The 26,078-nt window shown below is 63.1% G+C and carries 28 protein-coding genes and 1 tRNA gene; 18 read left to right on the top strand and 11 right to left on the bottom strand.

The window, feature by feature from the left end:
- The first annotated feature begins 60 nt into the window (after window positions 1-60).
- The 5 genes from ACNFBR_RS20440 to ACNFBR_RS20420 all read left to right on the top strand — a co-directional run bounded on the left by ACNFBR_RS20440 (window position 61) and on the right by ACNFBR_RS20420 (window position 4,818).
- The gene (locus ACNFBR_RS20440; RefSeq protein WP_416736524.1) at window positions 61-2,499 is read left to right on the top strand and encodes a Lon protease family protein; all 2,439 of its coding nucleotides are present in this window, start codon (window positions 61-63) and stop codon (window positions 2,497-2,499) included.
- A 160-nt stretch (window positions 2,500-2,659) separates the two neighbouring features.
- Window positions 2,660-2,998, top strand: coding sequence for a hypothetical protein (locus ACNFBR_RS20435; RefSeq protein WP_003247487.1), 339 nt, complete (start codon window positions 2,660-2,662; stop codon window positions 2,996-2,998).
- A 194-nt stretch (window positions 2,999-3,192) separates the two neighbouring features.
- Window positions 3,193-3,681 (top strand): TIGR00645 family protein, encoded by a 489-nt coding sequence (locus ACNFBR_RS20430; RefSeq protein WP_012270428.1) that lies wholly within the window; start codon window positions 3,193-3,195, stop codon window positions 3,679-3,681.
- Between the two features lie 128 nt (window positions 3,682-3,809).
- Complete coding sequence (locus tag ACNFBR_RS20425) at window positions 3,810-4,115, top strand: DUF6482 family protein (RefSeq protein WP_012270429.1); 306 nt, start codon at window positions 3,810-3,812, stop codon at window positions 4,113-4,115.
- An 85-nt stretch (window positions 4,116-4,200) separates the two neighbouring features.
- Window positions 4,201-4,818, top strand: a complete 618-nt coding sequence (locus ACNFBR_RS20420; protein WP_416736523.1) for an FKBP-type peptidyl-prolyl cis-trans isomerase — start codon at window positions 4,201-4,203, stop codon at window positions 4,816-4,818.
- A 135-nt stretch (window positions 4,819-4,953) separates the two neighbouring features.
- Here ACNFBR_RS20420 and ACNFBR_RS20415 read toward each other — a convergent pair whose 3' ends face one another.
- The 3 genes from ACNFBR_RS20415 to ACNFBR_RS20405 all read right to left on the bottom strand — a co-directional run bounded on the left by ACNFBR_RS20415 (window position 4,954) and on the right by ACNFBR_RS20405 (window position 6,742).
- Complete coding sequence (locus tag ACNFBR_RS20415) at window positions 4,954-5,199, bottom strand: hypothetical protein (protein ID WP_322365154.1); 246 nt, start codon at window positions 5,197-5,199, stop codon at window positions 4,954-4,956.
- Between the two features lie 83 nt (window positions 5,200-5,282).
- Window positions 5,283-5,624, bottom strand: a complete 342-nt coding sequence (locus ACNFBR_RS20410; RefSeq protein WP_416736522.1) for a zinc ribbon domain-containing protein YjdM — start codon at window positions 5,622-5,624, stop codon at window positions 5,283-5,285.
- Between the two features lie 149 nt (window positions 5,625-5,773).
- Entirely contained in the window at window positions 5,774-6,742 is a 969-nt protein-coding gene (locus ACNFBR_RS20405) for a polyprenyl synthetase family protein (RefSeq protein ID WP_416736521.1), read from the bottom strand.
- A 244-nt stretch (window positions 6,743-6,986) separates the two neighbouring features.
- On the opposite strand from ACNFBR_RS20405, the gene rplU reads away from it, so the two are divergent.
- From rplU to ACNFBR_RS20380, 5 genes are all read left to right on the top strand, one after another.
- Window positions 6,987-7,301 carry a 50S ribosomal protein L21 gene (gene rplU / locus ACNFBR_RS20400; protein ID WP_003247466.1) on the top strand — a complete coding sequence of 105 codons (315 nt, stop codon included), beginning with the start codon at window positions 6,987-6,989 and terminating at the stop codon, window positions 7,299-7,301.
- A 38-nt stretch (window positions 7,302-7,339) separates the two neighbouring features.
- A complete protein-coding gene (gene rpmA, locus ACNFBR_RS20395) occupies window positions 7,340-7,597 on the top strand; it encodes a 50S ribosomal protein L27 (RefSeq protein WP_003247464.1) in 258 nt (85 codons plus the stop codon).
- A gap of 187 nt (window positions 7,598-7,784) precedes the next feature.
- Window positions 7,785-9,011, top strand: a complete 1,227-nt coding sequence (cgtA, locus tag ACNFBR_RS20390) for an Obg family GTPase CgtA (protein WP_416736520.1) — start codon at window positions 7,785-7,787, stop codon at window positions 9,009-9,011.
- Between the two features lie 85 nt (window positions 9,012-9,096).
- Entirely contained in the window at window positions 9,097-10,215 is a 1,119-nt protein-coding gene (gene proB, locus ACNFBR_RS20385) for a glutamate 5-kinase (protein WP_416736519.1), read from the top strand.
- Window positions 10,212-10,673: a CreA family protein gene (locus ACNFBR_RS20380; protein WP_416736518.1), complete on the top strand. Its 462-nt coding sequence runs from the start codon at window positions 10,212-10,214 to the stop codon at window positions 10,671-10,673. Before proB ends, ACNFBR_RS20380 begins: the two co-directional genes overlap by 4 nt.
- Window positions 10,674-10,802: 129 nt before the next feature.
- On the opposite strand, the gene mksF is transcribed toward ACNFBR_RS20380, so the two are convergent.
- The 3 genes from mksF to mksB are packed head-to-tail and all read right to left on the bottom strand — an operon-like array spanning window position 10,803 to window position 15,617.
- Entirely contained in the window at window positions 10,803-13,634 is a 2,832-nt protein-coding gene (gene mksF / locus ACNFBR_RS20375; RefSeq protein WP_416736517.1) for an Mks condensin complex protein MksF, read from the bottom strand.
- Complete coding sequence (gene mksE / locus ACNFBR_RS20370; protein ID WP_416736516.1) at window positions 13,631-14,338, bottom strand: Mks condensin complex protein MksE; 708 nt, start codon at window positions 14,336-14,338, stop codon at window positions 13,631-13,633. The genes mksF and mksE overlap by 4 nt, the downstream gene beginning before the upstream one ends.
- Complete coding sequence (mksB, locus tag ACNFBR_RS20365; RefSeq protein ID WP_416736515.1) at window positions 14,328-15,617, bottom strand: Mks condensin complex protein MksB; 1,290 nt, start codon at window positions 15,615-15,617, stop codon at window positions 14,328-14,330. Before mksB ends, mksE begins: the two co-directional genes overlap by 11 nt.
- Window positions 15,618-16,046: 429 nt before the next feature.
- Between mksB and ACNFBR_RS20360 the strand changes: the two genes are divergently transcribed.
- From ACNFBR_RS20360 to ACNFBR_RS20350, 3 genes are all read left to right on the top strand, one after another.
- Window positions 16,047-16,832, top strand: a complete 786-nt coding sequence (locus ACNFBR_RS20360; RefSeq protein ID WP_416736514.1) for an energy transducer TonB — start codon at window positions 16,047-16,049, stop codon at window positions 16,830-16,832.
- On the top strand, window positions 16,829-17,284 hold the full coding sequence (gene rimI / locus ACNFBR_RS20355; protein ID WP_416736513.1) for a ribosomal protein S18-alanine N-acetyltransferase: 456 nt from the start codon (window positions 16,829-16,831) through the stop codon (window positions 17,282-17,284). Before ACNFBR_RS20360 ends, rimI begins: the two co-directional genes overlap by 4 nt.
- A gap of 65 nt (window positions 17,285-17,349) precedes the next feature.
- Entirely contained in the window at window positions 17,350-17,925 is a 576-nt protein-coding gene (locus tag ACNFBR_RS20350; protein WP_416736512.1) for a D-Ala-D-Ala carboxypeptidase family metallohydrolase, read from the top strand.
- Here ACNFBR_RS20350 and ACNFBR_RS20345 read toward each other — a convergent pair.
- Entirely contained in the window at window positions 17,865-18,782 is a 918-nt protein-coding gene (locus ACNFBR_RS20345) for a LysR substrate-binding domain-containing protein (RefSeq protein WP_416736511.1), read from the bottom strand. The two genes, ACNFBR_RS20350 and ACNFBR_RS20345, sit on opposite strands and share 61 nt — an antisense overlap.
- 243 nt (window positions 18,783-19,025) lie before the next feature.
- Between ACNFBR_RS20345 and ACNFBR_RS20340 the strand changes: the two genes are divergently transcribed.
- A complete protein-coding gene (locus ACNFBR_RS20340) occupies window positions 19,026-19,634 on the top strand; it encodes a LysE family translocator (RefSeq protein ID WP_416736510.1) in 609 nt (202 codons plus the stop codon).
- A 54-nt stretch (window positions 19,635-19,688) separates the two neighbouring features.
- Here ACNFBR_RS20340 and ACNFBR_RS20335 read toward each other — a convergent pair.
- Window positions 19,689-19,765 (bottom strand) — tRNA-Met (locus tag ACNFBR_RS20335).
- A gap of 95 nt (window positions 19,766-19,860) precedes the next feature.
- Window positions 19,861-20,784 carry a FecR family protein gene (locus ACNFBR_RS20330; RefSeq protein WP_416736573.1) on the bottom strand — a complete coding sequence of 308 codons (924 nt, stop codon included), beginning with the start codon at window positions 20,782-20,784 and terminating at the stop codon, window positions 19,861-19,863.
- A gap of 193 nt (window positions 20,785-20,977) precedes the next feature.
- Here ACNFBR_RS20330 and ACNFBR_RS20325 point away from each other — a divergent pair, with 193 nt between their 5' ends.
- The 3 genes from ACNFBR_RS20325 to ACNFBR_RS20315 all read left to right on the top strand — a co-directional run bounded on the left by ACNFBR_RS20325 (window position 20,978) and on the right by ACNFBR_RS20315 (window position 23,752).
- The gene (locus ACNFBR_RS20325; protein ID WP_416736509.1) at window positions 20,978-22,192 is read left to right on the top strand and encodes an MFS transporter; all 1,215 of its coding nucleotides are present in this window, start codon (window positions 20,978-20,980) and stop codon (window positions 22,190-22,192) included.
- A 181-nt stretch (window positions 22,193-22,373) separates the two neighbouring features.
- Entirely contained in the window at window positions 22,374-22,511 is a 138-nt protein-coding gene (locus tag ACNFBR_RS20320) for a hypothetical protein (protein ID WP_019437911.1), read from the top strand.
- 83 nt (window positions 22,512-22,594) lie between these two features.
- A complete protein-coding gene (locus ACNFBR_RS20315; RefSeq protein ID WP_416736508.1) occupies window positions 22,595-23,752 on the top strand; it encodes an MFS transporter in 1,158 nt (385 codons plus the stop codon).
- A 6-nt stretch (window positions 23,753-23,758) separates the two neighbouring features.
- Here ACNFBR_RS20315 and ACNFBR_RS20310 read toward each other — a convergent pair whose 3' ends face one another.
- Together ACNFBR_RS20310 and ACNFBR_RS20305 are read right to left on the bottom strand one after the other, a co-directional pair.
- Window positions 23,759-24,715 carry a FecR domain-containing protein gene (locus tag ACNFBR_RS20310; RefSeq protein ID WP_416736507.1) on the bottom strand — a complete coding sequence of 319 codons (957 nt, stop codon included), beginning with the start codon at window positions 24,713-24,715 and terminating at the stop codon, window positions 23,759-23,761.
- Window positions 24,702-25,217, bottom strand: a complete 516-nt coding sequence (locus ACNFBR_RS20305) for a sigma-70 family RNA polymerase sigma factor (protein WP_416736506.1) — start codon at window positions 25,215-25,217, stop codon at window positions 24,702-24,704. The genes ACNFBR_RS20310 and ACNFBR_RS20305 overlap by 14 nt, the downstream gene beginning before the upstream one ends.
- A 171-nt stretch (window positions 25,218-25,388) precedes the next feature.
- On the opposite strand from ACNFBR_RS20305, the gene ACNFBR_RS20300 reads away from it, so the two are divergent.
- Complete coding sequence (locus ACNFBR_RS20300; protein ID WP_416736505.1) at window positions 25,389-26,015, top strand: DNA-3-methyladenine glycosylase family protein; 627 nt, start codon at window positions 25,389-25,391, stop codon at window positions 26,013-26,015.
- Window positions 26,016-26,078: the final 63 nt, after the last annotated feature.

The raw sequence follows: 26,078 nt of genomic DNA, 5'->3' as shown, positions 1-26,078 counted from the left end.
ACGCGCGCGCGGGCAGCGCCAGAATGCTGCGTATCTGCCCCGCCGAAGTAAGGAAACCCAATGCCCGATCCTGTCGCTGCGCGCCTGCGTCTCGCGCCTGAAGCCCTGACCCGGCGTTTCTCCCCCGAGCAGTTTGCCTTTACCAATACCGACGATCTGGAGCCGTTTCGCGGAGTCCTGGGCCAGGAACGTGCTGTCGAGGCCCTGCAGTTCGGCGTGGCCATGCCGCGCCCCGGTTACAACGTTTACGTGATGGGCGAGCCCGGCACCGGGCGCTTTTCGTTCGTCAAGCGCTACCTCAAGGCCGAGGGCAAGCGCCAGCAGACCCCGGCCGATTGGGTCTACGTCAACCACTTCGACGACACCCGCGAACCCCGCGCACTGGAGCTGCCGTCCGGCAGCGCCGCGGCGTTCATCAGCGACATGGGCGGGTTGATCGACAACCTGCTGGCCACCTTCCCGGCCGTGTTCGAACACCCGTCCTACCAGCAGAAGAAGGGCGCCATCGACCGCGCCTTCAACCAGCGCTATGACCGCGCCCTGGATGTGATCGAGCGCGCCTCGCTGGAAAAGGACGTGGCCTTGTACCGCGACGCCAGCAATGTCGCCTTCACGCCGATGGCCGAAGGCAAGGCGCTGGATGAAGCCGAGTTTGCCCAACTGCCGGAAGAGGTGCGCGAACAGTTCCACGAGGACATCGCGCTGCTCGAGGAGCGCCTTAACGAAGAGCTGGCCAGCTTGCCGCAATGGAAGCGCGAGTCGAACAACCAGCTGCGCCAGCTCAACGAAGAAACCATCACGCTGGCGCTGCAGCCATTGCTGGCGCCGTTGTCGGAAAAGTACGCCGAGAACGCGGCGGTTTGTGCCTATCTGCAATCGGTGCAATTGAACCTGTTGCGTACCGTCGTCGAACAACTGGTCGATGACAGCAAGACCGACGCCGTGGCCCGCAAACTGCTCGAAGAGCAGTACGCGCCGAGCCTGGTGGTGGGCCATCACGCCGCCGGTGGTGCGCCGGTGGTGTTCGAGCCGCATCCGACCTACGACAACTTGTTCGGTCGTATCGAATACAGCACCGACCAAGGCGCGCTGTACACCTCCTACCGCCAGCTACGCCCAGGCGCGCTGCACCGTGCCAACGGCGGCTTCCTGATTCTCGAGGCCGAGAAGATGCTGGGCGAGCCGTTCGTGTGGGATGCGCTCAAGCGGGCGTTGCAGTCACGCAAGCTGAAGATGGAGTCGCCGATCGGCGAGCTGGGCCGTGTCGCCACGGTCAGTCTGCAGCCGCAGATGATTCCGCTCAACGTCAAGCTGGTGATCATCGGCTCGCGCCAGCTGTACTACGCGCTGCAGGACCACGACTCGGACTTCCAGGAGATGTTCCGCGTGTTGGTGGACTTCGACGAAGACATGCCGATGGTGGACGAGAACCTGGAACAGTTCGCCCAGCTGCTGCGCACCCGTACCAACGAAGAGGGCATGGCACCGCTGACCAGCGACGCCGTGGCGCGCCTGGCCACCTACAGCGCTCGCCTGGCCGAGAACCAGTCGCGCCTGTCGGCGCGCATCGGCGACCTGTTCCAGTTGGTGAGCGAGGCGGACTTCATTCGCCAGCTGGCCAGTGACGAAATGACCGATGCCGGCCACATCGAGCGTGCGCTCAAGGCCAAGGCTACCCGCACTGGCCGCGTGTCGCAGCGGGTGCTGGACGACATGCTCGCCGGCATCATCCTGATCGACACCGAAGGCGCGGCCATCGGCAAGTGCAACGGCCTCACCGTGCTGGAGGTGGGCGATTCGGCGTTCGGTATGCCGGCGCGTATTTCGGCCACGGTGTACCCGGGCGGCAGCGGCATCGTCGACATCGAGCGTGAGGTCAATCTTGGCCAGCCGATCCACTCCAAAGGGGTGATGATCCTCACCGGTTACCTGGGCAGCCGTTATGCCCAGGAGTTCCCGCTGGCGATTTCCGCGAGCATCGCCCTGGAGCAGTCCTACGGCTACGTGGACGGTGACAGCGCCTCGCTGGGCGAAGCCTGCACGCTGATCTCGGCCTTGTCGCGCACGCCGCTCAAGCAGTGCTTCGCCATCACCGGCTCCATCAACCAGTTTGGTGAAGTGCAGGCAGTGGGTGGGGTCAACGAGAAGATCGAGGGCTTCTTCCGCTTGTGCGAAGCCCGAGGCCTGACCGGCGAGCAGGGGGTGATCATTCCGCGTGCCAACGTCGCCACCCTGATGCTTGACGAACGTGTGCTGCAAGCGGTGGAGAACGGCATGTTCCACGTCTACGCGGTCAGCCAGGCGGATGAGGCACTGAGCCTGCTGGTGGGCGAGGAGGCTGGTGTGCTCGACGACAAGGGGCTGTTCACCGAGGGCAGCGTCAATGCCCGGGTGGTGGAACGCCTGCGTGAAATTGCCGAAATGATCAGCGAAGAAGACATCGAGAAGGCAGAAAAGGAACGCCTGGAAGAGGTGATTGCCCAGGCCAAGCCGGCCTGAGTCAATAAACTGGCGCTGGCGGCGATGTGCTACCGTTCAGCGCCAGTTTTCCATCTTTCTGTACTGTTCTTCTATGCTGGAACTTAAGGACAGTATCAGGTTCAGGATGGAAACAGCCTGAGGTTCAGGCTGAACAAGGCTCTTTGGAGGGGACGCGGCCATGCGCAACCTCAGCCTCACACGCCAGTGCCTGGGCCTGGTGACCCGCATTGAATGCAGCATTCGCCCACTGGCCGGGGACAATGGCATGTGGACGTTGCTGTTCGCCGCCGGCATGGCCGGTGAACAACCTTCCGCGATCAAGGCACAGGGGCCATTTCATGGGCCGCTGGTGGCCGAATCGGTGCTAAATGCCATTGTCGACAGCCTGACCTTGCATGGGTACCAAGTGGCCGAAGACCCGCAGATCTGGTGTTTGCATTTGCAGGCGCAGCTGCGGCGTATTAACGGCGAGCGGTGCCGGAATCTTGGGGACTACCAGTTTCATCCGGAGACCTGATTGATGCTGGGGGCTGCTTTGCAGCCCATTCGCAGCACAAGGCTGCTCCTACAGGAGATCGCGTTCCCTTGTAGGAGCAGCCTTGTGCTGCGAATGGGCGGCAAAGCGGCCCCCATCACCGGGCTTTTGCTGTAACAGGTGGCTGGCTATACTCGCCGTCGTTTTTCAAGTCACCTGACGAGTCCTCAAACTTCATGGAACGTATTCTCGAAAACGCGATGTATGCCTCGCGCTGGCTGCTCGCCCCGATCTACTTCGGCCTGTCCCTCGGCCTGTTGGCCCTGGCGCTGAAATTCTTCCAGGAAGTGGTCCACGTCCTGCCCAACGTCTTTGCCCTGAGCGAAGCCGACCTGATCCTGGTGATCCTGTCGCTGATCGACATGTCGCTGGTGGGCGGCTTGCTGGTCATGGTGATGATTTCCGGCTACGAGAACTTCGTTTCGCAACTGGATATCGACGAGAGCAAGGAAAAGCTCAACTGGCTGGGCAAGATGGACTCTTCGTCGCTGAAGATGAAGGTTGCCGCATCGATCGTGGCAATTTCGTCGATTCACCTGCTGCGGGTGTTCATGGATGCGCAGAACATCTCCACCGATTACCTGATGTGGTACGTGATCATTCACATGACCTTCGTGATCTCGGCATTCTGCATGGGCTACCTGGACAAGCTGACCAAGCACTGAGCCAGGTTGCTGCACCCACCGCCCGTCCGTTGCCAAACGGACGGGCGGTGTCGTTTCTGGCTTGTACTTTCGGCCGGGCTGTACAAAAAATGTGCTCTCATGCGTGGTTCCCATCGCGAGGTGCTCTCATGAACCTGCATCAGCTCAACACCGAGGCCAGGGCTGGCCATGTCGACGAACTGAACCTGATCGCCATCGAAGGCGGTGATTACCTGCTGGAGGCCCGGGTCAAAGGCCACGCTCACCCCCTGTCCGATACCCGCGGTGAACGCTTGCGCGTGCACTCGGTGGAGGATGCGCGCAAGTTGCTGCAAACCATCCCCATGGTTTCGATGAACCTGGTGCACTGGTCGGTGCAGGATGAAATGTGCGGCATGGGTACGCACCCGGAAGAAGACCTGAAGGTGCCGATTTCCCAGCGTTCCGCCTGGTAGCTGCTCGCAGCGCCCCAGTGTGCTAGGCTGCTCGCCCTTTTCATCAAGGGCGCGGCTGCACTGCGCCCTGCAGTGGAGCACGACAATGTCCGAACTCAATCTGTCCACCGACGAAACGCGCGTCAGCTACGGTATTGGCCGTCAGCTGGGCGGCCAGCTGCGCGACAACCCGCCACCAGGCGTCAGCCTGGAAGCCATCCTGGCCGGCCTGACCGACGCCTTCAATGGCGCCGACAGCCGCGTCAGCGAAGCCGACCTGTCGGCCAGCTTCAAAGTGATCCGCGACATCATGCAAGCCGAAGCGGCTGCCAAGGCTGAAGCCGCTGCTGGCGCTGGTAAGGCATTCCTGGCTGAAAACGCCAAGCGTGATGGCATCACCACCCTGGCTTCGGGCCTGCAGTTCGAAGTACTGACCGCAGGTGAAGGCGCCAAGCCAACCCGCGAAGACAACGTGCGTACCCACTACCACGGCACCCTGATCGACGGCACCGTGTTCGACAGCTCCTACGAGCGTGGCCAGCCGGCTGAATTCCCGGTAGGCGGCGTGATCGCTGGCTGGACCGAAGCCCTGCAGCTGATGAACGCTGGCAGCAAATGGCGCCTGTACGTGCCGAGCGAGCTGGCTTACGGCGCCCAAGGCGTTGGCAGCATCCCGCCGCACAGCGTACTGGTGTTCGACGTCGAGCTGCTCGACGTTCTGTAATACCCTCAGGGCCGCTTTGCGGCCCGTTCGCGGCACAAGGCCGCTCCTACAGGGGTACGCATATCCTAGGAAAACGCGTATCCCTGTAGGAGCGGCCTTGTGCCGCGAACGAGGGCGAAGCCCTCGCCATGTCTGTCAGTTCCAATCCGTCCCCGTCGGGCGCAACGCCCGTGCATAGCAAAACAGAAACAAATTGCGCACCAGCTCCTTGAGCACCCCCGGCTCGCTCGAATTCAACCCGCTCATGTCCAGGTCACCCTGGTCGCGCAGTTCGTCGAGGGCCTCTTCTTCAAGCACCGCGCACACTTCGCCGGTTTCCCGATGAAGAATGCGCAGGTAGGGGTGAGGGCGGTCCAGCCAGGCGTCGATCAGATAAGTCATGGCTATTCTCCTTGGATAGCGGTTCCAATGAGAATAATTCTTATTATCAGAATAGCAAGCGCCAATTGGCGGTTTTTGTGTAATCAGACTTTGCGCACGAACTCGGACTTCAGCTTCATGGCGCCGATGCCGTCGATTTTGCAGTCGATATCGTGGTCGCCGTCGCACAGGCGGATGTTCTTGACCTTGGTGCCAACCTTGACCACCAGGGACGAACCTTTGACCTTGAGGTCCTTGATGACAGTGACGGTATCGCCGTCCTGCAAGATGTTGCCGACCGAGTCCTTCTTCACCACCTCGTCGCTGGCAGCCTCGGCATCGCCGTTGGCCGACCACTCGTGGGCGCATTCAGGGCAAATCAGCTGAGTGCCATCCTCATAGGTGTATTCGGAGTTGCATTTTGGGCAGGGTGGCAGAGTGCTCACTTCGGATCCTCGAACAAACAGACGGGCGGTTAAAGGCCTGCATTGTAAAAGGTATTTTTGCAGAAGGGATTATGTCCGGACAAAAGCATCGCGGGCAAGCCCGCTCCTACAGGAGCGGGCTTGCCCGCGAATGAAGACGACTCGGTCTGTCAGTGAGTACGCGCGACCGCAAACTCGCTCAGCTCGACCAGCGCATCCCGGTACTCGCTGGCCGGCAGCACTTCGAGGCACTCAATGGCACGCTTCACGTAATCACGCGCCAGCTCGGCGGTGTACTTCAGCGCGCCCGACTCTTCGACCGCCACGCGAATCTGCTCCAGGTCCTCCAGGCCGCCCTTCTGGATCGCCTGGCGAACCAGTGCAGCCTGTTCGGCAGTGCCTTCGCGCATGGTGTAGATCAGCGGCAGGGTAGGCTTGCCCTCGGCCAGGTCGTCACCGACGTTCTTGCCCAGGGTCTGCGAGTCACCCTTGTAGTCCAGCAAGTCGTCGACCAGCTGGAAGGCCACGCCCAGGTGATCGCCGAAGGTGCGCAGGGCTTCGCGCTGCGCGTCAGTGGCTTCGGCCAGCGCCGCGGCACTGTGGGTGGAGGCTTCGAACAGCATCGCGGTCTTGCCGCGGATGACCTCCATGTAGACTTCCTCGGTGGTGCTGGCGTCGCGTACCCGCGACAGCTGCAGCACTTCACCCTCGGCAATCACCCGGGTGGCCTTGGACAGGATCTGCATCACCGGCATCGAACCCAGTTCGACCATCATTTCGAACGAGCGCGAATAAAGGAAGTCGCCCACCAGCACGCTCGGCGCATTGCCCCACAGGGCATTGGCGGTAGAGCGGCCACGGCGCATGCCGGACATGTCGACCACGTCGTCGTGCAGCAGGGTGGCGGTGTGCAGGAATTCGATGGTGGCGGCCAGCAGGCGCAAGTCGTCGCCTTCGCGGCCCAAGGCCTTGCCGCACAGCAGTACCAGCAGGGGACGCAGGCGCTTGCCACCGGCGGACGTGATATAGTCGCCGATCTTCGATACCAGCGGCACGCGCGAGGTCAGCTGCTTCTTGATGATCTCGTCGACGGCGCTGAAATCATCAGCCACCGCGCGGTAGAAGGTTTGGGGTTGCATCGGCTGCTCCAGTGAGGTTGCGCGGCATGCTAGGTCGCGGGTCCCGGTGTGTCAAGGCGCGGTGCCAGCTGGCCGGGGGCGGTACTTGCAAGCAAAACCGCGGTTGCGTACAATCGCGCACCCTAACTTCCTGGGCAGCACCTGCCTTACGCAATTGCGCCGGGCCGTTCCAGCCCTGTGCAGCCATGCCAGCCAATACTCATCATATAAAGCGCTGGGTGAGCAGGATTATCGGAGAAATACCATGTCTTACGCAGTAATCGTTACCGGCGGCAAGCAGTACAAAGTCGCTGAAGGTGAATTCCTCAAGATCGAAAAACTGGAAGTCGCCACTGGCGAATCCGTGACCTTCGATCGCGTTCTGCTGGTCGCCAACGGTGAAGAAGTCACCATCGGCGCTCCAGTTGTTGCTGGCGCTAAAGTAGTGGCCGAAGTCGTTTCGCAAGGCCGCCACGACAAGGTTCGCATCATCAAGTTCCGTCGTCGTAAGCACCACATGAAGCGTATGGGCCACCGCCAGTGGTTCACCGAGATCAAAATCACCGGCATCCAGGCTTAATCCCCTAGATCCCCTGAATTTATTTGGAGAATTGAACCATGGCTCACAAGAAGGCTGGTGGTAGTACTCGTAACGGTCGCGACTCAGAATCTAAACGCCTTGGCGTGAAGATGTATGGCGGCCAGGTTATCAAGCCAGGCAACATCATCGTCCGTCAGCGCGGCACCGAATTCCACGCTGGCTACGGCGTTGGCATGGGCAAGGACCACACCTTGTTCGCCAAGATCGAAGGCGTGATCAAGTTCGAGAAGAAAGGCGAGTTCATGCGCCGTTACGTGAGCATCGTCGCCGCTTAATCGCGACGTCGCTCCAGAAGCCCCGTCATGCGACGGGGCTTTTTCGTTTGTGGTGAGCCTCTTGCAAAGCTGTTTGTCTGGGTTGCCGGCGTTGGTTTCTACGGTCGTACGGGGCCGCCGCGCTCATTTTTGCAAGAGCCTCATGTTTTGAGTCATTCAGCTCGTCTGCCGACGAGAGGCGGTTTTAATGAAGTTTGTTGACGAAGTATCGATTCGGGTCAAGGCCGGTGACGGCGGCAACGGTTGCATGAGCTTCCGTCGCGAAAAGTTCATCGAGAACGGTGGCCCCAACGGCGGTGACGGTGGTGACGGCGGCTCGGTGTACATGGTTGCCGACGAAAACCTGAACACCCTGGTCGACTACCGCTACACCCGTCACCACGAAGCCCAGCGTGGCTCCAACGGTGGCAGCACCGATTGCACCGGCAAGAAGGGTGAAGACCTGTTCCTGCGCGTGCCGGTCGGCACCACCGTGATCGATGCGTCCACCCAGGAAGTGATCGGTGACCTGGTGACCCCTGGCCAGAAGCTGATGGTTGCACAAGGCGGCTGGCACGGCCTGGGCAATACCCGCTTCAAGTCCAGCACCAACCGTGCGCCACGCCAGACCACTCCAGGCAAGCCGGGCGACCAGCGTGACCTGAAGATGGAAATGAAGGTGTTGGCCGACGTCGGCCTGCTGGGCCTGCCGAATGCCGGCAAGAGTACCTTCATCCGTTCGGTCTCGGCCGCCAAACCGAAAGTGGCCGACTACCCGTTCACCACCCTGGTGCCAAACCTGGGCGTGGTCAGCGTCGACCGCTGGAAGAGCTTCGTCATCGCCGACATCCCCGGCCTGATCGAAGGTGCTTCCGAAGGCGCCGGCCTGGGTATCCGCTTCCTCAAGCACCTGGCGCGTACTCGCGTGTTGCTGCACCTGGTGGACATCGCACCGCTGGATGAAAGCAGCCCGGCCGATGCCGCCGAAGTCATCGTCAACGAGCTGACCCGCTTCAGCCCGTCGCTGGCCGAGCGTGAGCGCTGGCTGGTGCTGAACAAGGCCGACATGGTCATGGACGACGAGCGCGACGAGCGTGTGCAGGAGGTGATCGACCGCCTGGAGTGGGAAGGCCCGGTCTACGTGATCTCGGCTATTTCCAAGCAGGGCACCGACAAGCTCAGCCACGACCTGATGCGCTACCTCGAAGACCGCGCCGACCGCCTGGCCAACGACCCGGCCTACGCCGAAGAGCTGGCCGACCTCGACCAGCGCATCGAAGACGAAGCCCGTGCCCAGCTGCAGGCCCTGGACGACGCGCGTACCCTGCGCCGTACTGGCGTCAAGAGCGTGCACGACATCGGCGACGATGACGGTTGGGACGATGATTTCGAGGACGACGAAGACGGCCCGGAAATCATTTACGTGCGCGACTGATCGGTTGCAGTACACTAAACGCCGCTCTCTGGAGCGGCGTTTTTGTATCCACGGTATCTACAGATTCGACATAGGTTGGAAGAAGATGCGAAGCAAGGTGACGGGCGCCAAGCGCTGGGTCGTGAAGATTGGCAGTGCGCTGCTGACCGCCGATGGCAAAGGCCTCGATCGCGGCGCCATGGCCGTTTGGGTCGAGCAAATGGTTGCGCTGCGTGAGGCAGGCGTGGAGTTGGTACTGGTCTCCTCCGGGGCCGTGGCTGCCGGCATGAGCCAGCTGGGCTGGACCACCCGACCGAGCGCGATGAACGAGCTGCAGGCAGCTGCCTCGCTCGGCCAGATGCGCCTGGTGCAGGCTTGGGAGTCGAGCTTCGGCGAGCACGGCAAGCACACCGCGCAGATCCTGCTGACCCATGACGACCTGTCCGACCGCAAGCGTTACCTGAACGCCCGCAGCACCTTGCGTACCTTGGTCGACCTGGGCGTGGTGCCGGTGATCAACGAAAACGACACCGTGGTCACCGACGAAATCCGCTTCGGCGACAACGACACCCTGGCGGCGCTGGTGGCCAACCTGGTCGAAGCCGACCTGCTGGTGATCCTCACCGACCGCGATGGCATGTTCGACGCCGACCCGCGCAACAACCCCGAAGCCCAGCTGATCTACGAAGCCCGTGCCGACGACCCGACGCTGGATGCCGTGGCCGGTGGTACCGGTGGTGCCCTGGGCCGTGGCGGTATGCAGACCAAGCTGCGCGCAGCGCGCCTGGCCGCCCGTTCCGGTGCCCACACCATCATCATCGGTGGCCGTATCGAGCGCGTGCTGGACCGCCTCAAGGCGGGGGAGCGCCTGGGTACCTTGCTGTCGCCCGAGCGCGGCATGCTCGCTGCGCGCAAGCAATGGCTGGCAGGCCACCTGCAGACCCGTGGCACCCTGGTGCTGGATGCCGGTGCCGTGCAGGCACTGCGCCAGGCCAACAAGAGCCTCTTGCCGGTTGGTGTGAAGACCGTGCAGGGCAGCTTCCGCCGTGGCGAGATGGTGGTGTGCGTCGGCCCGGACGGTATTGAAGTGGCCCGTGGCCTGGCCAACTACAGCGCGCTGGAAGCGCAGAAGATCATTGGTCAGCCGTCCGACGCTATCGAATCGGTCCTTGGCTACAGCGCCGAGCCAGAGCTGGTGCACCGCGACAACCTGGTGCTGGTATGAGCCTGCTGAAGAAGGCCATCGCTGTGGCCGCGCTCGCGCTGCCGATGTTGGCCGGGGCCGAGGAAATCGGCCAGGTCTCCACTGTGTTCAAGTTCCTCGGGCCGAATGACCGCATCGTGGTCGAGGCGTTCGACGACCCCAAGGTCGAGGGTGTGACCTGTTACCTGTCGCGGGCCAAGACGGGCGGCGTGAAGGGTGGGTTGGGGTTGGCCGAGGACCGGGCGGAGGCATCGATTGCCTGCCGTCAGGTCGGGCCGATCACCTTCAAGGGGGAGTTGAAGGATGGCGAGGAAGTGTTCAAGGAGCGCACCTCGCTGGTGTTCAAGACCATGCAGGTGGTGCGCTTCCTGGACAAGAAACGCAATACGCTGGTGTACCTGGTGTATAGCGACCGCATGATCGAAGGCAGCCCACAGAATGCGGTGACGGCGATTCCGATCTTGCCTTGGGCTCACTGATAGCCTGGTAGATTGCCGGGAGGCCTTTGGCCTCCATTCGCAGCACAAGGCTGCTCCTACAGGAGAATGCGTAACCCCTGTAGGAGCAGCCTTGCGCTGCGAATGGGCCGCAAAGCGGCCCCAGCTAACTCAGGCCAACTCTTCAGCCTGATCCTCACGCACAACCGCCTTCACCTCATCCAGCCGGCTGATGAACTTCCAGTCCGCCTCGTCGATGTAGATGCCATTCGGCCCACTGCCACCTTCCAGGTCGATCGCCACGCGTGCCGAGACCTGTGGCTTCACGCTCGCCAGAATCGGCACGAAGCCCAATTGCAGGCTGGTTTCCAGCAGTGCTGCCTGGTTGCGTTCGTCGATGTCCGCCGCTTCGTCCAGGTAGTACGGCAGGCGAATGCGCCCGGCCAGGTCGCGGTCCATCAGGTGCAGCAACAGGTACATGTTGGTCAGCGCCTTGATGGTCATGGTGGTGCCGTTGGACGCCGCGCCGTCGATGTCGGCGTGGATGATCGGCTGGCCGTTGACCTTGGTGATTTCGAACGCCAGTTCGAACAGATCCTTCAGGCCCAACTGGTTGTGGTTGGCTGCTACCAGGCGCGCCAGGTATTCCTTGGCCTCTTCGTTCTTGTTGTCCTGATCGGCACTCTGGGTCAGGTCGAACACCGACAGGGTTTCGCCTTCTTCGTATTGACCGGCACTGTGGATGATCTGGTCGATGTGCTTGAGCGCTTCCTTGTTCGGCGCCAGCACCACGCGGAAGCTTTCCAGGTTGGACACCTGGCGCTTGTTGATCTCGCGGTTGAACAGGGCCAACTGGTGTTCGAGGCTGTCGTAGTCGCTGCGGATGTTGCGCAGGGTACGGGCGATGTCGGTGACTGCGGCGCGACGTGCCTTGGCCAAGGTCAGGGCCTCGTCGGTGCGGTGCGCGTAGGCGTTCACCAGCAGCTGCAGGCGGCGCTCCATGTCGTCTTCGCTGTCGAACTTGGCCACGCCTTTGAGGCGCACCTGGGCATACAGCGCCTCGATCTGGTTGTCCACCCGCTGCAGGCCCTGCCAACTGTCCTGGTAGTCGTTGAGCAGCGGCAGCAGGTTGTCCATCGAGTCGTCGATGGCTTCCATGAACGGCGTGCCGTAGGGCAGGTCGGCCGGCAGCAGTTGGCGGCGGCGCAGGGCGTCTTCCAGGGTGCGCTGCTTGGACTCCAGGTCGCCGAGCTGCCGGCCGACCAGCTGCAGCTTGGCCGACAGCTGCTGGACGCGCTCGGTGAAGGCATCGCTGGAGCGCTTGAGTTCGTCCTGGGCAGCTTCCAGTTGCGACAGCTGTTCCAGCTTCTCGGGCTCTTCGGCGGCCAGGGTTTCGCTGCGGCGGAAGTCTTCCAGCGCCTTCTGCGCGTCCAGCACTTGCTGGTACAGGGTTTCGGTCTGCGCCTTGGAGGCGGTGCGGTCGGCGGCCACGGCTTGCTGGGTCTTGAGCTGCTTCAGCTCTTTTTCCAGGCGCTCCTTCTGGTCGCGCAGGGCGGCGCGGTCGGCCAGGGCTTGCAGTGCCGGCGGGTCGATGTGGGTCAGGTCGATGGCCAGGCCCGGGGCTTCGAAGCGCTCGCCCTTGAAGCCGTCGAGCACCGCCTCCAGCGATTTCACCCACAGGTCGCTGTCGTCCAGTTCGATGCCGCGGTCGCCCAGTGGCAGGCTGAACAGCGCGCCATTGAACAGGCGCATCAGGCGGTCGACGTCCTGCTGCGAGAACTCTTCGCGCAGGCGGGCGTAGCTGTTGTTGTCGGCGTGGTCCAGCTGCTGCTTGACCTGCTTCAGGCGTTTTTCCAGATCGCGTACACGCTCGTCCAGGTCTTCGGCGCTGAACTGGCGCGACTGGGCCAGGGCACCGGCCAGTTCGTCGTGGGCGTCCTTGGCCGCCAGCAGCTGCTGCTCCAGCACCTTCACGTCATCGACCAGGGCGAAGCGGTGCTTGAGCACCGACAGCTCACCCAGCCAGCGCTGGATACCGGTAATTTCACGCTCCAGGCGCATCAGCTCCTGGGTGCCGCCGCGCTGGTCGTTCTGCAGGCGGTCCTGCTCGCCACGGTAGTGCTCGGACTGGATGACCAGCTCTTCCTTGCGCGCCATGGCGTATTCCTGCCAAGTGCCCAGCAGGGTGTCGAGCACGGGCGAAATGCGGTGCAGCTTGCCACGCAGGATGTCGCGCTGGGCTACGCCACCGGCCAGTGCCTCGACCAGCGGGCCGGCAGCGACCAGGGCGTTGTAGTCCTGCTCCATGCGGCGGACGTCGCGGAAGGCTTCCTCGCACGCGGCGATGTAGTCGACGCTGCCCGAGCGCAGGCTGTGCTCGAAGGCGTCGAGGAACAGTTGCTTGAGCTTGGCCGCGGTGATTTCGCGCATGTGCAGCAGGTTGATGAACAGCGCGCGGAAGGTTTTCAGGCTTTGCTCGCTGGTGGAGCGCAGCGGGATCATGGTCAGGTCCAGCGGCACCGAGGTGTGACCGCCAACCAGCAGTCGGCGCAGTTCGTCCGGTTTCAGCTCGTAGGCCTTGATCCCCAGGCGTTCGAGGTTGGTGAACAGCTCTTTCTGGCGCAGGCAGGTGTCATTCTTCTGGTAGTGGGCCAGGTCCAGTTCGCCCTTGTAGGCGAAAAACTGGTGGCCGAAACCGCCACCTGGGCCGCGGCCGACCACGCCGATCACGTGCGGGCCATGGGGCAGGCTCAGTTCGCAGAGAATGTACGAGGTGTCGCTGGCGAAGTAGAAACGGCGCGACTGCTCGAGGCTGTACTTGCCGAAGCTCATGTCCGACATGCGCGCCAGGATCGGGAACTGCAGGGCGTTGATCGACGCCGATTTACCCAGGTTGTTGGCGCCGTACACCGACAGCGGGTGCTCCAGCGGGAACAGGCCAAGGCTGTAGCCGGCGGTGTTGAGCAATGCGAAGCGGCGGATGCCGTAGCGTTCCTGGCTCATGCGTCAATCTCCTGTTGCTCTTCGCGGATGGCCCGGGCCAGGGCGTCCTCTTCGCTTTCCTCGCCCTCGAAGGGTGAGAGGTCAAGCGGGTCGTCGGTGCGGTTGAGTTCTTCGGCGCTTTCTTCTTCGACCAGGACCGGGGTTGGCAGTGGCAAGTCGCTGTGCAGGGTGGCGGCCAGGTCGCGGTCCTGCTGCACCGAAAGGCACACATCGAGGAAGCGGTGCATCGGCGGCAGGAAGCGGTAGATACCACCTTCCTCGTGGGCGAAGCCAAGCTGGGTCATGCGCCGCAGGATTTTTTCCTCCAGCTCGTCCACGGTCTGTACTTCGGCCTGCAGGAACAGGTCGCGGTACTTGTCCAGCAGCGAGGGCAGTTCGTCGCGGCCGATGCTGCCGCCGTCGAGCACGGCCATCGGGTCGCGGCCCTGGTCGGCCAGGTGTTCGACCAGGATGAAGGTGAACAGCGACAGGCGCTGCGCGGTCTTGTTGACCTGCGCGGCGGTCATGTCCGGGACGAAGTAGTAGAAACCACGGGTATCGCATACCAGTTCGAAGCCCAGGGCCTTGAACAGGGTGCGGTACTGGTCCTGGAAGTTCGACAGCTGCGCGTACAGCTCGGGGTCGCGGCGGCTGACGTGGAAGCCTTTGAACAGCTCGCGGAAGATCGGCGCGAGCTGGGACAGTTCGGAAAGATCAAGATGCATGGGCTGGGCTCGCGTTGGATTCGGTAGGCGCGCTGGTGGCGTCTTCGCGGCTGGAGGTCAGGGCGAACGAGCGCAGGCTGACCAAGTGTTCCTGGGTGATGTACTCGCGGCGGTCGAGGCGTTCGCGCTTGAAGCGCTTTTCCCGCGACAGGCGCGAGAACCAGTACAGCAGCTCGTCGGTAGCGCCTTCGGGCTCCTGCTCCAGCAGCCAGACCATCAGGTCGGGCAGTGGCAGGGCCTGTTCGCAGCGTTCGGCCATTTCCTTGACCGTGCGCGGGGCGCGGGGCAGGGCACCGGATTGAGTCTTGTGGGCCTTGGGGAAACGCGCCGGCTTGGGTTCGAAGCGGGCCAGGGCGTAAACGTACGCCTCGACGTGGCTGGCACTGCCGAGGAAGGTGCTTTGCGGGCGGGTGAACATCGGCATGGCCGCTTGCGGCACGGCATCGATGCCCTTGCGCCGGATCACCGACAGGGCCAGTGCGGCGCCACGGGTCACGGCATTGTGCCGGCGGGCTTCTTCGCGCAGCGGCAGCAGCAGTTCGCGGGCGTGGCGCAGGGTCAGCTGGGCGCTGGTCTGCATTTCCAGGATGCGTGCGTGGGTGCGCAGCAGCATGTCGTCATCGACCAGGTGGCCCAGGCGCGCTTGTTCGCCCAGCAGCTTCAGCAGCACGGTCTCGACCTTGCGCACACCTTGTTCGAAGGCGCCGTCGGCGTTGACCAGCTGGATCATCGGCTCGACGTATTCGTCCCAGGTGGCCAGGACTTCGGCATAACGCTGGCGCAGCGGAATCTGACGGTTGCTGGTCTTGGCGCGTTCGGCCACGGCCACCAGCGCCTGCTCGTCGTTGTCGAGCTTTTTCAGCACATCGCGCACGCGCATGTCGAGCAAGCGCAGCTGGCGCGCCAGGTCGTCGCTGTCGCGGTTGTCGAAGGCATCCTGGATGTGCCCGGCCAGGCGCTCCAGGTGGCGCAGGTAGGCCTCGATCTCCAGGCACAGGCCCAGCCGGTGTTCGCGGCGCAGGTAGGCGAGGAAGTCGTGGATCTGCGCGTTGAGCTCGAAACGGTTCGGGCTCTTGGCCACCGGGACCAGGATATCCAGGCGGATCCACACGTCGAGTAGCTGGGTGATGTCCTGCGGGGTGCTTTCGAGCTGCTGGCGGGCCACGTGCTGGCGCAACTCGACCAGGCTCAGGGTGCCCTGGTCGAAACGCTCGCACAGCGGCTCGATCAGGGCCCAGTGTTCGGCTAGGGCGCGCAGGACGCGCTTGGGTTCGATCATTGGCTTCGACTCGTTGCCAAGAAAAAGGGGGCGATTGTACTGCATCCCGGGGGGAGGTTTTCACCCCTTGGTCTGTAATGGGGGATAACCTTATGGCCAATAGGTGTATGGCGTTGTTTTTGGGGTGGTTTTGAGATCGAGCGCCGCCCGCGCGGCGCATCGCGAGCGAAGCTCGCTCCTACATTTGTTTCGGGCCAGTATCGCCTGTGGCAGACGCGCGCGACCGCCTTGTTTGTACGACGCGATATCGCGCCAAGCGTAAAGGGGACGCGCGCGACCTTCACAGGAATAACTGGCCCGAAACAAATGTAGGAGCGAGCTTCGCTCGCGATGCGCCGCGCGGGCGGCGCTCGGTCTGATAGGCGCTGCAAAAACCAAGGCGTACACGTTAGAATACCCAACTGTCTTCACCCCCCGGATACCCGCCCTTTGCTCACCGAACCCCGTCGCCGCGCCTACCTTTCCGCCATGCAAGTGGTGCACTGGCTGCCGCGCGCCGAACTGCCGTTCGCCGCACCGTCGCGGCCCGAGCTGCTGCTGCCGGTGGCGCCGCTCGAGGATGTCGATTTCGAAGTCAAGCCGGCCTCGGCTGCAAACGACGCACCCGCCACCCCCCAGGCCCGTTCCGGCGAGCGGCCGAAAATCGAGATTCCGCGCCCGAACAGTGTGCCCAAGCCTGCCGTCAAGCCGGTCGAGGCCGAAGAGCAGCCCGTGGCACCCCGCCCGGCGCCCGTGCCGCCTCCGCGCTTCTCGCTACAGTTGCTGCGCGCCGGCAGTTGCCTGCTACTGGTGGAGCTGGCCACCGGCCAACCCTTCCAGAGCCGCGACCCGTCCTACCTGCTGCTCAAGGACATGCTGCGCGCCGCCGGCCTGCCTGATGCCCCGCAGATCATCGGCGAGCCGGTGCGCTGGCCGCTGCTGGTGCGCGGCAACCTAGACCAGGGCCCGGAGGCCGCGCGCGATTTCGTCCAGGGCTTTGTCCAGGCCCGCCTGGAAGACGCCCCCTGCACCTGCCTGTGGCTGGTCGGCCTGCCGGCGCTGCGCTTTGCCGCCAATGCCGACGCCGACGCCTATTACCAAACCCTGAAGCTCGACGGCCTGGGCGACGCCTGGGGCTTGCCGGGCCTTGAACTGTTGATGGACGAACCGCAACGCAAGGCGGACGTCTGGAAAGCCATGCGCCAGCTGATGGCGCGCTGGAAGAGCGTTGAATGAGTGACTCGATCAGCTTCCGCCCGATGACCGAGGCGGATCTGGATGCCGTACTTAAAATCGAATATGCCGCGTTCAGTCATCCCTGGACCCGCGGGATCTTTCAGGATGCGCTCAAGTCGTACGAGGTCTGGCTGATGTTCGACGGCCAGCAGCAAGTGGGCCATGGCGTGATCAACGTGATCATCGACGAAGCGCACCTGCTCAACATCACCGTCAAGCCGGAGAACCAGGGGCGTGGCATGGGCCTGCGCCTGCTCGAGCACCTGATGGCCCGGGCCTACCAACTCAATGGCCGCGAATGCTTCCTGGAAGTACGCGCCAGCAACCAGTCCGCCTATCGTCTATACGAGCGTTACGGTTTCAACGAAATCGGCCGCCGCCGCGACTATTACCCGATAGCCGGCGGCCGTGAAGACGCCCTGGTGATGGCCTGCACGCTGCTCGAGGACTGATCTGGCGTATCCGGTAGTGCCCGCGGCGTGGTTTTCTTTGTTCTCTATGCACGGATGGATAAAGGATGAAAAAACTGCTTCTTGCGGCGGGCCTGCTGATTGCCGGGGCTGCCCACGCCGACGAGCGCGACCTGTGGATGTTCGCCCAGTGGGCTGGCGATCATCAAACCCGACCTTTCCGTGAAATGCTGGTGGATGCCAGGCTTTACGGTGTCGTGCCCATTCACCAGTTGCTGCGCTCGGCCTCGGACTGGAAGCTGTGCCACGCCTCGCCTTTCGCGGTACCGCCGGCTGCCAATTGGCCGGCAGTGCGCTCGACCCTCGCGTTGATCAAGACACTCGACGACCAAGGCATCCTGCGCCAGTTCGAGGTGGTTTCGGCTTACCGTGAGCCGCGCCTGAACAGCTGTGCCGGCGGGGCGACCAACAGTGCCCATACCCGCGCTTTCGCCGTCGATATCCTGCTGCCTACCTGGGCCGACCCCAACCCGCTGTGCCGTTTCTGGCAGCAGCACGGGCAAGCCTGGAACATGGGCCTGGGCCGCTATCCTTCAGGCCGCATTCATGTGGATACCGCTGGCTACCGCACCTGGGGTGGCGATGGCAGTGCGGCGTCGTCGTTCTGCAGCAAACCCAAATGAGCCAAGCAGCTCCGGCATTCGTCCATGACCCACTCGGCGAAGCGCTGACGTTTACCGCTGTCTGCCAGGGGCTGCGGGCTGAGCAGGTGGTAGGCCGAGCCGTCGCGGACAAAACCATACGGCGCCTGCAACTGCCCGCTGTCGAGCTCGTCGCGCACCATCAGCGCTGAGGCCATGGCCAGCCCCAGGCCGGCGCTGGCGGCCTGGATCGACAGGTAGAAATGCTCGTAGTCGCTGCGTTCGTTGTGCCGTGCCTGCTGGCCGCTCAGGCGCAGCCAGGTGGGCCAGGCGGCAGGGCGCGAGCTGCTATGAAGCAGGCGTTGGCCGTGGAGTAGGGTGGGGGAGCTTGGGTGGCAAACCGGGCCGATCCATTCGTCACAGATCTTCTGCTCGTACAGCTGGTTGGCCCAGTGGAAGTCGTCGCGGCGTATGGCCAGGTCGACACCGCTGCGGGTGAAGTCCAGTGGTCCGCCCGCGGCTACCAGGTGCAACTGCAGGTCTGGGTGGGCCGTGTGGAAACGGGGCAGGCGCGGGATCAGCCAACGCATGGCGATGGTCGGCTCGCAGGACAGCACTAGCACATTGTCGCGCGCTTGTTGCTGCACGCGCTGCACGGCGCCCTCCAGTTGTTCGAAGATCGCCTGGGTGGTGCCGTGCAGGGCTCGGCCTGCGGGGGTAAGGAAAATGGCCCGGTTACGGCGTTCGAACAGGTCCACACCAAGGCTTTCTTCCAGCAGGCGTATCTGACGGCTGACCGCGCCGTGAGTGACATGCAAGTGCTCGGCGGCGCGCACGAAACTCTCGGTTTGGGCGGCGATGTCGAAGTAGCGGAAGGCGTTAAGTGGTGGCAGCTTCATGGCTTGTATGTTTGCAGGCCAAGCCTCTTCGCGGGCAAGCCCGCTCCCACAGTACAACACCGGATTCTGGGCCTGTGTTGTACCTGGGGAGCGGGCTTGCCCGCGAAGAGGCCAGAACTGGCGCTACACCTCTGTGAGAAAAACTATCAGATATGCCCCACTATAAATCGATTTTTCCCCGCTATTAAGCCCTCGATAATTACGCGGTCTGTGCATTTCCGTCGCCTATCGAGAACCATCAGCATGCCCGAACTCATCGCCGTCGCCCTGTTCACTTTGCTCGCCGTCATCAGCCCCGGTGCCGACTTCGCCATGGTCACCCGCAGCAGTTATGCACAGGGCCGCAAAGCCGGGCTGGCCGCCGCCTTGGGCATCGCCTTGGGGGTACAGGTACACGTGCTATACACGGTCTTGGGCATTGCCGTAATCATCAGCAAGAACCCGGCACTGTTCCTGGGCATGAAAGTGCTGGGCGTCGGCTATCTGGTCTATCTGGGTTACAAATCGCTTACCAACACCCAGCGCATCAGCCTCGAAGGTGGCGATCAACCGGCCGCCAGCGTACTGCAAGCCCTGCGCACGGGCTTTCTGACCAACGCCCTCAACCCCAAGACCATGCTGTTCGTGATTAGCGCCTTCACCCAGGTGGTGCAACCTGGTAGCCCGTTGAAACTGGCATTTGCCTACGGCGCGTTCATGTCCTTTGCCCATTGGCTGTGGTTCAGCCTGGTCGCAGTGTTTTTCTCCAGCACAGCATTGCGCAAGGCAATGATCGAGCGGCAAATGCTGGTGGACCGAGTCATTGGGCTGGCCTTGATCGGGCTTGGCCTGGCAGTGGCGTTCAGCGGTTGATAAAGTGCAGGCAAAGAAAAAGGGCTTACCTTGCGGTAAGCCCTTCGTCTTGTTTGGTGGCTACACAGGGACTTGAACCCCGGACCCCAGCATTATGAATGCTATGCTCTAACCAACTGAGCTATGTAGCCGATGGCGCGCATTATTCTCTTGAACGGGACCTCTGTCAACACTCATTTCAAAAAAAATTTGCACGCTTTCAAAAACTTAGCGGCCAGCCCCGGTTTCAATGCACTACAAGCCAGTGCCCGAGCACGCCTTGCAGCTGCAGATGCTGAGCATCTGCCAGGGATTGCAGGCTTTCGCCAGGCCGGTCCAGGTTGAAGTCGCCGCTCACGCGTCGATGAGCCACTTGTTCATCCATCATCCATAGACGCTGCCCTTGGTAGCCAGCAAGGCGTTCCAGCACCTGCCCCAAAGGCATGTCGGTGGCTTTCAGGCGGCCGTTACGCCAACTGTCGGCGGTTTTCAGGTCGGCCTTCTGCACCGGGTCGATCCGTGTGTCATCGAAGCTTACCCGTTCACCCGCCGAGACCATGCGCTGTTCACCCCCCTGGGTGATCATGGCTTTGCCACTGAGTACCACGAGTTCGTCACGCCCCGCATGGCGGGCTACCTGCAGGCGGGTGCCATACACCTGGATGCGGGCGTTGCCCACTTCCACTTCCATGGCCCGCCCGTCGAGCACCACTTCCATATACACCTGGCCTTGTACCAGGTGCAGATGACGGGTGCGCCCGCGCAGGTCGACGTTCATCGCACTGGCGCTGTCCAGGCTCAGTGTCGTGCCATCCGCCAGGCGTGTGCTGCGGCGTTCGCCCACATCGGTGTGCAGCTCGCTGGCCAGGCGCTGCATCAATGGCCAGTACAGGTAGGCCGCGGCGCCCAGACCAAGCAGGAATACGACCGCCAACCATTTGCCCAGGTGGCTGCGCCGCACAGTGACTTGCCGTGGGCGAGGGCGGACGGGGGGTGGTTGCAGCTGCTGCCAGAAGGTTTCCAGCTCGGCATAGGCGTGCGCGTTTTCAGGCGCTTGGCACCAGGCCGCGAATGCCTGGCGCTGGCTTTCGTCGCAGCCGGGCTGGCGCAGCAAAGAAAACCACTCCAGCGCTTCCTGCTGTGGGTCGGGCTGCAGCTGCTTGGCGGGCATCGGGCTCATGGGTTCGGTCTGCTCACGATAGGGGCCGTTTCGCCCAACGATGACAGGGATAATCAGTCAAGGATGCTAATTATATTGAGAACCATTTTCAAGTACGTCACGACGGAGGGATAAAAAAGGTAGCTATGTATCTATTTGTTTCCCGATAATCGGATCCCAAACCTGAGGACGGAGATTTAGGCAAATGGCCACCAGTAGTGCCTCCACCGCATCCACCGCTGCAACGGCCAACCAGGCCACGCCGCTGGTGATGCGCATCATCGGTTTCTGCGCCCTGGCGCACTTGATCAACGACCTGATCCAGTCGGTACTGCCGGCGATCTACCCGATGCTCAAGGCCAACTACGACCTGAGCTTCGCCCAGATCGGCATGATCACCCTGACATTCCAGATCACCGCCTCGCTGCTGCAGCCGTGGGTAGGCTTCTTCACCGACCGCCGCCCGGCGCCCAACCTGCTGCCGCTGGGCACCCTGTGCACGCTGGTGGGCATCGTGATGCTGGCCTTCGTCGGCAGCTTCCCGATGATCTTGCTGGCGTCGGCGCTGGTGGGCATCGGCTCGTCGACCTTCCACCCGGAAACCTCGCGTATCGCACGGCTGGCTTCGGGCGGACGTTTTGGCCTGGCCCAATCGACTTTCCAGGTTGGCGGTAACACAGGCTCCGCCCTGGGCCCGCTGCTGGCGGCGGCCATCGTCATCCCGTTCGGCCAGACCCACGTGGCCTGGTTCGGCCTGGCCGGGCTGTTCTTCCTGGGCGTCACCCTGATGCTGCGCGGCTGGTACAAGGAGCACCTCAACCAGGCCAAGGCGCGCAAGGCGGTGCAGGCCACCCATGGCATCTCGCGCAATCGGGTGATTGCAGCGCTGATTGTGCTGGGCCTGTTGGTGTTCTCCAAGTACTTCTATATGGCCAGCTTCACCAGTTACTTCACCTTCTACCTGATCGAGAAGTTCGGTGTGTCGGTGGCCAGTTCGCAGCTGCACCTGTTCCTGTTCCTCGGTGCGGTGGCGGCGGGCACCTTCTTTGGCGGGCCGATCGGTGACCGTATCGGGCGCAAGGCGGTGATCTGGTTCTCGATCCTGGGCGTGGCGCCGTTCACCTTGGCGCTGCCGTATGCCGACCTGTTCTGGACCACGGTACTCAGTGTGGTGATCGGCTTTATTCTCGCTTCGGCGTTTTCCGCGATTGTGGTGTATGCGCAGGAACTGGTGCCGGGTAGCGTGGGCATGATTGCCGGGATCTTCTTCGGCTTGATGTTCGGCTTCGGCGGCATTGGCGCGGCGCTGTTGGGGTATGTGGCGGATCTGCGCGGGATCGAATATGTGTATGGGCTGTGCTCGTTCCTGCCGCTGTTCGGATTGTTGGCGGTGTTTCTGCCTTCTACCGGTAGACGCTGAGATTGCTGGGGCTGCTTTGCAGCCCGTTCGCAGCACAAGGCTGCTCCTACAAGGGGCGCGCGACCGGCCGGCATTGTGCTGCGAATGGACCTCGCAGCGGTCCACGGGCGATTGACTAGCTCGCCCGCCGTGCCCTAGAGTGCCGCCTCTTTTTCCAACCACCTGCGTAGTAGTCAAAGCAATGCGCCGTACCCAGTCCCTGCCACACGCCCGTCAGCCTGCCCTCCAGGCCCTGCGTCGTGCCTGGCCGAGCGACACGGTACTCAAGCGTCGCCGCAGCGTGCTGTTTGCCTTCACCTTCTCGCCACACCTCGCCTGAACTGATCTGCGCTTTTGCGTCGCGCGCCGCCTTGGCGTGCGCGCCTGTGTCTGCACGTCTTTTCGGTTTGCAAGGAGTGGTACATGAACATGCGTTTGCTGGCGGGCCTGTTGTTCGCCGTATCGGTCGTGGGTTTCAGCCTGGGGGCCAGTTTGCCGCTGGTGTCGTTGCGCCTGCATGAAGCGGGGGCCAGTACCCTGGAAATCGGCATCATCTCGGCCATCCCTGCCGCGGGCATGATGCTCTCGGCATTCCTGGTCGACGCCTGCTGTCGCCATCTCACCCGACGCACCATCTACCTGCTGTGTTTCAGCTTGTGCACGGTCAGCATCGCCTTGCTCGAATCGGCGTTCGGCTCATTGTGGCTGCTGGCGCTGTTGCGCCTGGGCCTGGGGTTGGGCATGGGGATCGCGATCATCCTGGGTGAGTCGTGGGTCAACGAGCTGTGCCCGGAGCATAACCGCGGCAAGATCATGGCCCTGTACGCCACCAGCTTCACCGGTTTTCAGGTGCTCGGCCCAGCCATGCTGGCAGTGCTGGGTGCCGACAGCCCTTGGATCACGGGTGTGGTCACGGTCTGTTACGGGCTGGCGTTGCTGTGCATCGTGCTGACCGTGCCCAACGATCATGTCGAGCACGAAGAGGGTGAAAAGAGCTTCGGCCTGGCCGGGTTCTTCCGCGTGGCGCCGGCGTTATGCATGGCGGTGCTGTTTTTCTCGTTCTTCGATGCCGTGGTGTTGTCGCTGCTGCCGGTGTACGCCACCAGCCATGGTTTTGCCGTGGGTGTGGCGGCGTTGATGGTGACGGTGGTGTTTGCCGGTGACATGCTGTTCCAGCTGCCGCTGGGCTGGCTGGCCGACCGGGTCGAGCGCACTGGGCTGCACCTGGTCTGCGGGCTGGTGGCGATGGCGATCGGCATCGGCCTGCCTTGGCTGCTGAACCTGACCTGGCTGTTGTGGCCGCTGTTGGTGGTGCTGGGCGCGGTGGCAGGGGGCATCTATACCCTGGCGCTGGTGCTGATCGGGCAGCGCTTCAAGGGCCAGGACCTGGTCACTGCCAATGCCAGTGTGGGCTTGTTGTGGGGCGTGGGTAGCCTGGTCGGGCCGCTGCTCAGTGGTGCGGCCATGAATGTTGCGCCGCATGGTTTGCCCATGGCGCTGGCACTGATGGCTGGGCTGTTCGTGTGCTTCGCCAGGCAGTCATACCGGCGTGTAGGGCGCATGGGGGCGGTGGCGCAGTGATGCCGCTCACGCCGCGGCGATGCTTACCCAGTAGCGCGTTCTGTAGTCGACCCGCACCGGTAGGCTGCGGCTGAGCAACTGCAGGATCTGCCCGGTGTCGGCCAACTGGAAGGTGCCTGATACCTTCAAACCCGCCACTTCTGGAGCACAGCGCAACAGGCCTGGGCGATAACGGCCAAGTTCGGCAACGAACTCGGCAAGTGGCATCTGCTGCACGCTCAGAACACCATCGGTCCAGCCCCAAGGGTCGCTGCGCAGTGCCAACGCCTGGATGCTGCCGTTGCTCCCGACTTGCAGGGCTTCACCTGGCAGCACCTGCCTCGGCACGGCAGAACCAGGGAACAGCGTGACTTCACCGCGACGCACCGATAGCAGCAGGCCCTGGCTGTTTTCGCGTAGCAACAGTTGGCCATCGAAGGTGGTCAGCGGGCCGATGCGTGTGTCGATATGGAACGGGCGGTTGTCATTCGGGTTGCTGTCCAGGCTGACCTCGCCCTGTATCAATTGCAGCTGGCGCTGCTGCGCGTCGTAGCGCAGGTCGATGGCGCTGGCGGTGTTGAGCTGGATGCGGCTGCCATCACTGCCTTGCCATTGGCGCCGTTCGCCTGTGGCAGTGCTGCTGTCGGCCAGTAGTTGGGGCAGGCCCAACGGTTCGCGCGCGGCCCAGCCCAGGCTGCCACCCACGGCCAACAACCCCAGCAACTTCAGGTGGTCTCGGCGGCTGACGCGTTGCCGCTGGCTACCGTCCAGAGTTCGCCGACTCAGGCCCTTGGGCAGCCCGGCGAGTTCCTCGCCCAGGGTGCTGACCCGCTGCCAGGCCAAAGGGTTGTCCGGGTGGCTGCTCAGCCACCGCTGGAACTGCTGCTCGGTGCGCGGGCTAGGGCTGTCGAAGCGCAGCTTCACCAGCCAGTCGATGGCCTGATCGACCTGCGCCTGTGCGGGCTTACCATCAGGCGTCGGCATAGCGCAACCGGTAGCAGACGGCCAAGGCCTTGGCCAGATCGCGTTCCACGGTAGCCCTGGACACCTCCAGGCGTTGGGCGACCTGCACGATGCTCAAGCCGTCGAGCTGGGCCAGCAGGAACGCCTGGCGCACGCGCGGCTTCAACTGGTGCAGGGCACGGTCGAGGCGTTCCAGGCTATCGAGGATGACCAGCCGATCCTCTTCGCTGGGCACCTCTGCTTCGGGCAGGTGAGCCAAGCTTTCCTGGTAGGCTCGCTCCAGTGCGCGGCGGCGGAACTGGTCGATCATCAAACCACGGGCGATGCTGCTGAGGTAGGCGCGCGGCTCCTTCAGCGGCGACACCTGGCGGGCGCGCAGCACACGCACGAAAGTGTCCTGAGCCAGGTCGGCGGCATGCTCGCTGCAGCCAACCCGGCTGCGCAACCAACCGCGCAGCCAGGCATGGTGGGACTGGTAGAGCAGAGCGACCTCGGCCGGTTTGAGCGTGTCGTTGATCTGCATCGTTGCGAAGGCCCGGTCCCGTGATAGGTGCGATTGTGAATAGTTCTCAATTCTATGCGGGGAGGATGGCGCGGGGCAATGCCATGCCAGGAATTAGCCGCGCAAGAACCGGCGTTTGCCCGATGAACGGCTGCGCTAAGCTGGACCTGCAATCGACTGCATGGAGGTGCCATGATTCTGGCCGATCTTTCCCCGAAGGCCTACCGCGAGGCCACCGACTACCTGGCGGCACTTGATCCGGACTGGGCGCGGCACATCGCCGCGACCGGGCCCTGCCTGCACCAGGCCACGCCGGGACGTGAGCCTTACGAGGCGCTGGTGCGGGCGATTGCCTATCAGCAACTGCACGCCCGTGCCGCCGAGGCGATTCTGGGGCGGTTGCAGGCGTTGTTCCCGGCGGGCGCTTTCCCGCAGCCAGAGCAGTTGCTGGCGGCTACCTCGCAATCTCTGCGTGCCTGCGGCTTTTCGGCGAGCAAGCTGGCAACGATCCAGGGTATTGCTCAAGCCAGCCTGGAAGGGCTGGTGCCGACCCGCGAGCAGGCATTGGCCATGGCTGACGAGGCCTTGATCGAACGCCTGGTGGCGCTGCGTGGGGTAGGGCGATGGACGGTGGAGATGCTGCTGATCTACAGCCTGGAGCGTTCGGACATTCTGCCGGTGGACGATTTTGGCGTGCGTGAGGGGTATCGGCGGTTGAAAGGGCTGGAAAAGGCGCCGACACCCGCGCAGATGCGCTCGCTGGGTGGCGGATGGCGGCCGTACCGTACTGTGGCGGCTTGGTACCTATGGCGAGCCTGAGGCGCTTGCATTGCCTGTACCGGCCCTTTCGCGGGCACGCCCGCTCCCACAGGTACCCTGGCT

This window comes from Pseudomonas sp. NY11955, from assembly GCF_048068035.1.
Lineage (GTDB): Bacteria > Pseudomonadota > Gammaproteobacteria > Pseudomonadales > Pseudomonadaceae > Aquipseudomonas.
Note: the sequence above shows the minus strand (reverse complement) of the source record. Positions and strands in the feature narration are given on the sequence as shown.

Coding starts and splice junctions, on each gene's coding strand:
- ACNFBR_RS20440 (WP_416736524.1), top strand. CDS start 61: ATGCCCGATCCTGTCGCTGCGCGCCTGCGTCTCGCGCCTGAAGCCCTG.
- ACNFBR_RS20435 (WP_003247487.1), top strand. CDS start 2,660: ATGCGCAACCTCAGCCTCACACGCCAGTGCCTGGGCCTGGTGACCCGC.
- ACNFBR_RS20430 (WP_012270428.1), top strand. CDS start 3,193: ATGGAACGTATTCTCGAAAACGCGATGTATGCCTCGCGCTGGCTGCTC.
- ACNFBR_RS20425 (WP_012270429.1), top strand. CDS start 3,810: ATGAACCTGCATCAGCTCAACACCGAGGCCAGGGCTGGCCATGTCGAC.
- ACNFBR_RS20420 (WP_416736523.1), top strand. CDS start 4,201: ATGTCCGAACTCAATCTGTCCACCGACGAAACGCGCGTCAGCTACGGT.
- ACNFBR_RS20415 (WP_322365154.1), bottom strand. CDS start 5,199: ATGACTTATCTGATCGACGCCTGGCTGGACCGCCCTCACCCCTACCTG.
- ACNFBR_RS20405 (WP_416736521.1), bottom strand. CDS start 6,742: ATGCAACCCCAAACCTTCTACCGCGCGGTGGCTGATGATTTCAGCGCC.
- rplU (WP_003247466.1), top strand. CDS start 6,987: ATGTCTTACGCAGTAATCGTTACCGGCGGCAAGCAGTACAAAGTCGCT.
- rpmA (WP_003247464.1), top strand. CDS start 7,340: ATGGCTCACAAGAAGGCTGGTGGTAGTACTCGTAACGGTCGCGACTCA.
- cgtA (WP_416736520.1), top strand. CDS start 7,785: ATGAAGTTTGTTGACGAAGTATCGATTCGGGTCAAGGCCGGTGACGGC.
- proB (WP_416736519.1), top strand. CDS start 9,097: ATGCGAAGCAAGGTGACGGGCGCCAAGCGCTGGGTCGTGAAGATTGGC.
- ACNFBR_RS20380 (WP_416736518.1), top strand. CDS start 10,212: ATGAGCCTGCTGAAGAAGGCCATCGCTGTGGCCGCGCTCGCGCTGCCG.
- mksF (WP_416736517.1), bottom strand. CDS start 13,634: ATGAGCCAGGAACGCTACGGCATCCGCCGCTTCGCATTGCTCAACACC.
- mksE (WP_416736516.1), bottom strand. CDS start 14,338: ATGCATCTTGATCTTTCCGAACTGTCCCAGCTCGCGCCGATCTTCCGC.
- mksB (WP_416736515.1), bottom strand. CDS start 15,617: ATGATCGAACCCAAGCGCGTCCTGCGCGCCCTAGCCGAACACTGGGCC.
- rimI (WP_416736513.1), top strand. CDS start 16,829: ATGAGTGACTCGATCAGCTTCCGCCCGATGACCGAGGCGGATCTGGAT.
- ACNFBR_RS20350 (WP_416736512.1), top strand. CDS start 17,350: ATGAAAAAACTGCTTCTTGCGGCGGGCCTGCTGATTGCCGGGGCTGCC.
- ACNFBR_RS20345 (WP_416736511.1), bottom strand. CDS start 18,782: ATGAAGCTGCCACCACTTAACGCCTTCCGCTACTTCGACATCGCCGCC.
- ACNFBR_RS20340 (WP_416736510.1), top strand. CDS start 19,026: ATGCCCGAACTCATCGCCGTCGCCCTGTTCACTTTGCTCGCCGTCATC.
- ACNFBR_RS20330 (WP_416736573.1), bottom strand. CDS start 20,784: ATGCCCGCCAAGCAGCTGCAGCCCGACCCACAGCAGGAAGCGCTGGAG.
- ACNFBR_RS20325 (WP_416736509.1), top strand. CDS start 20,978: ATGGCCACCAGTAGTGCCTCCACCGCATCCACCGCTGCAACGGCCAAC.
- ACNFBR_RS20320 (WP_019437911.1), top strand. CDS start 22,374: ATGCGCCGTACCCAGTCCCTGCCACACGCCCGTCAGCCTGCCCTCCAG.
- ACNFBR_RS20315 (WP_416736508.1), top strand. CDS start 22,595: ATGAACATGCGTTTGCTGGCGGGCCTGTTGTTCGCCGTATCGGTCGTG.
- ACNFBR_RS20310 (WP_416736507.1), bottom strand. CDS start 24,715: ATGCCGACGCCTGATGGTAAGCCCGCACAGGCGCAGGTCGATCAGGCC.
- ACNFBR_RS20305 (WP_416736506.1), bottom strand. CDS start 25,217: ATGCAGATCAACGACACGCTCAAACCGGCCGAGGTCGCTCTGCTCTAC.
- ACNFBR_RS20300 (WP_416736505.1), top strand. CDS start 25,389: ATGATTCTGGCCGATCTTTCCCCGAAGGCCTACCGCGAGGCCACCGAC.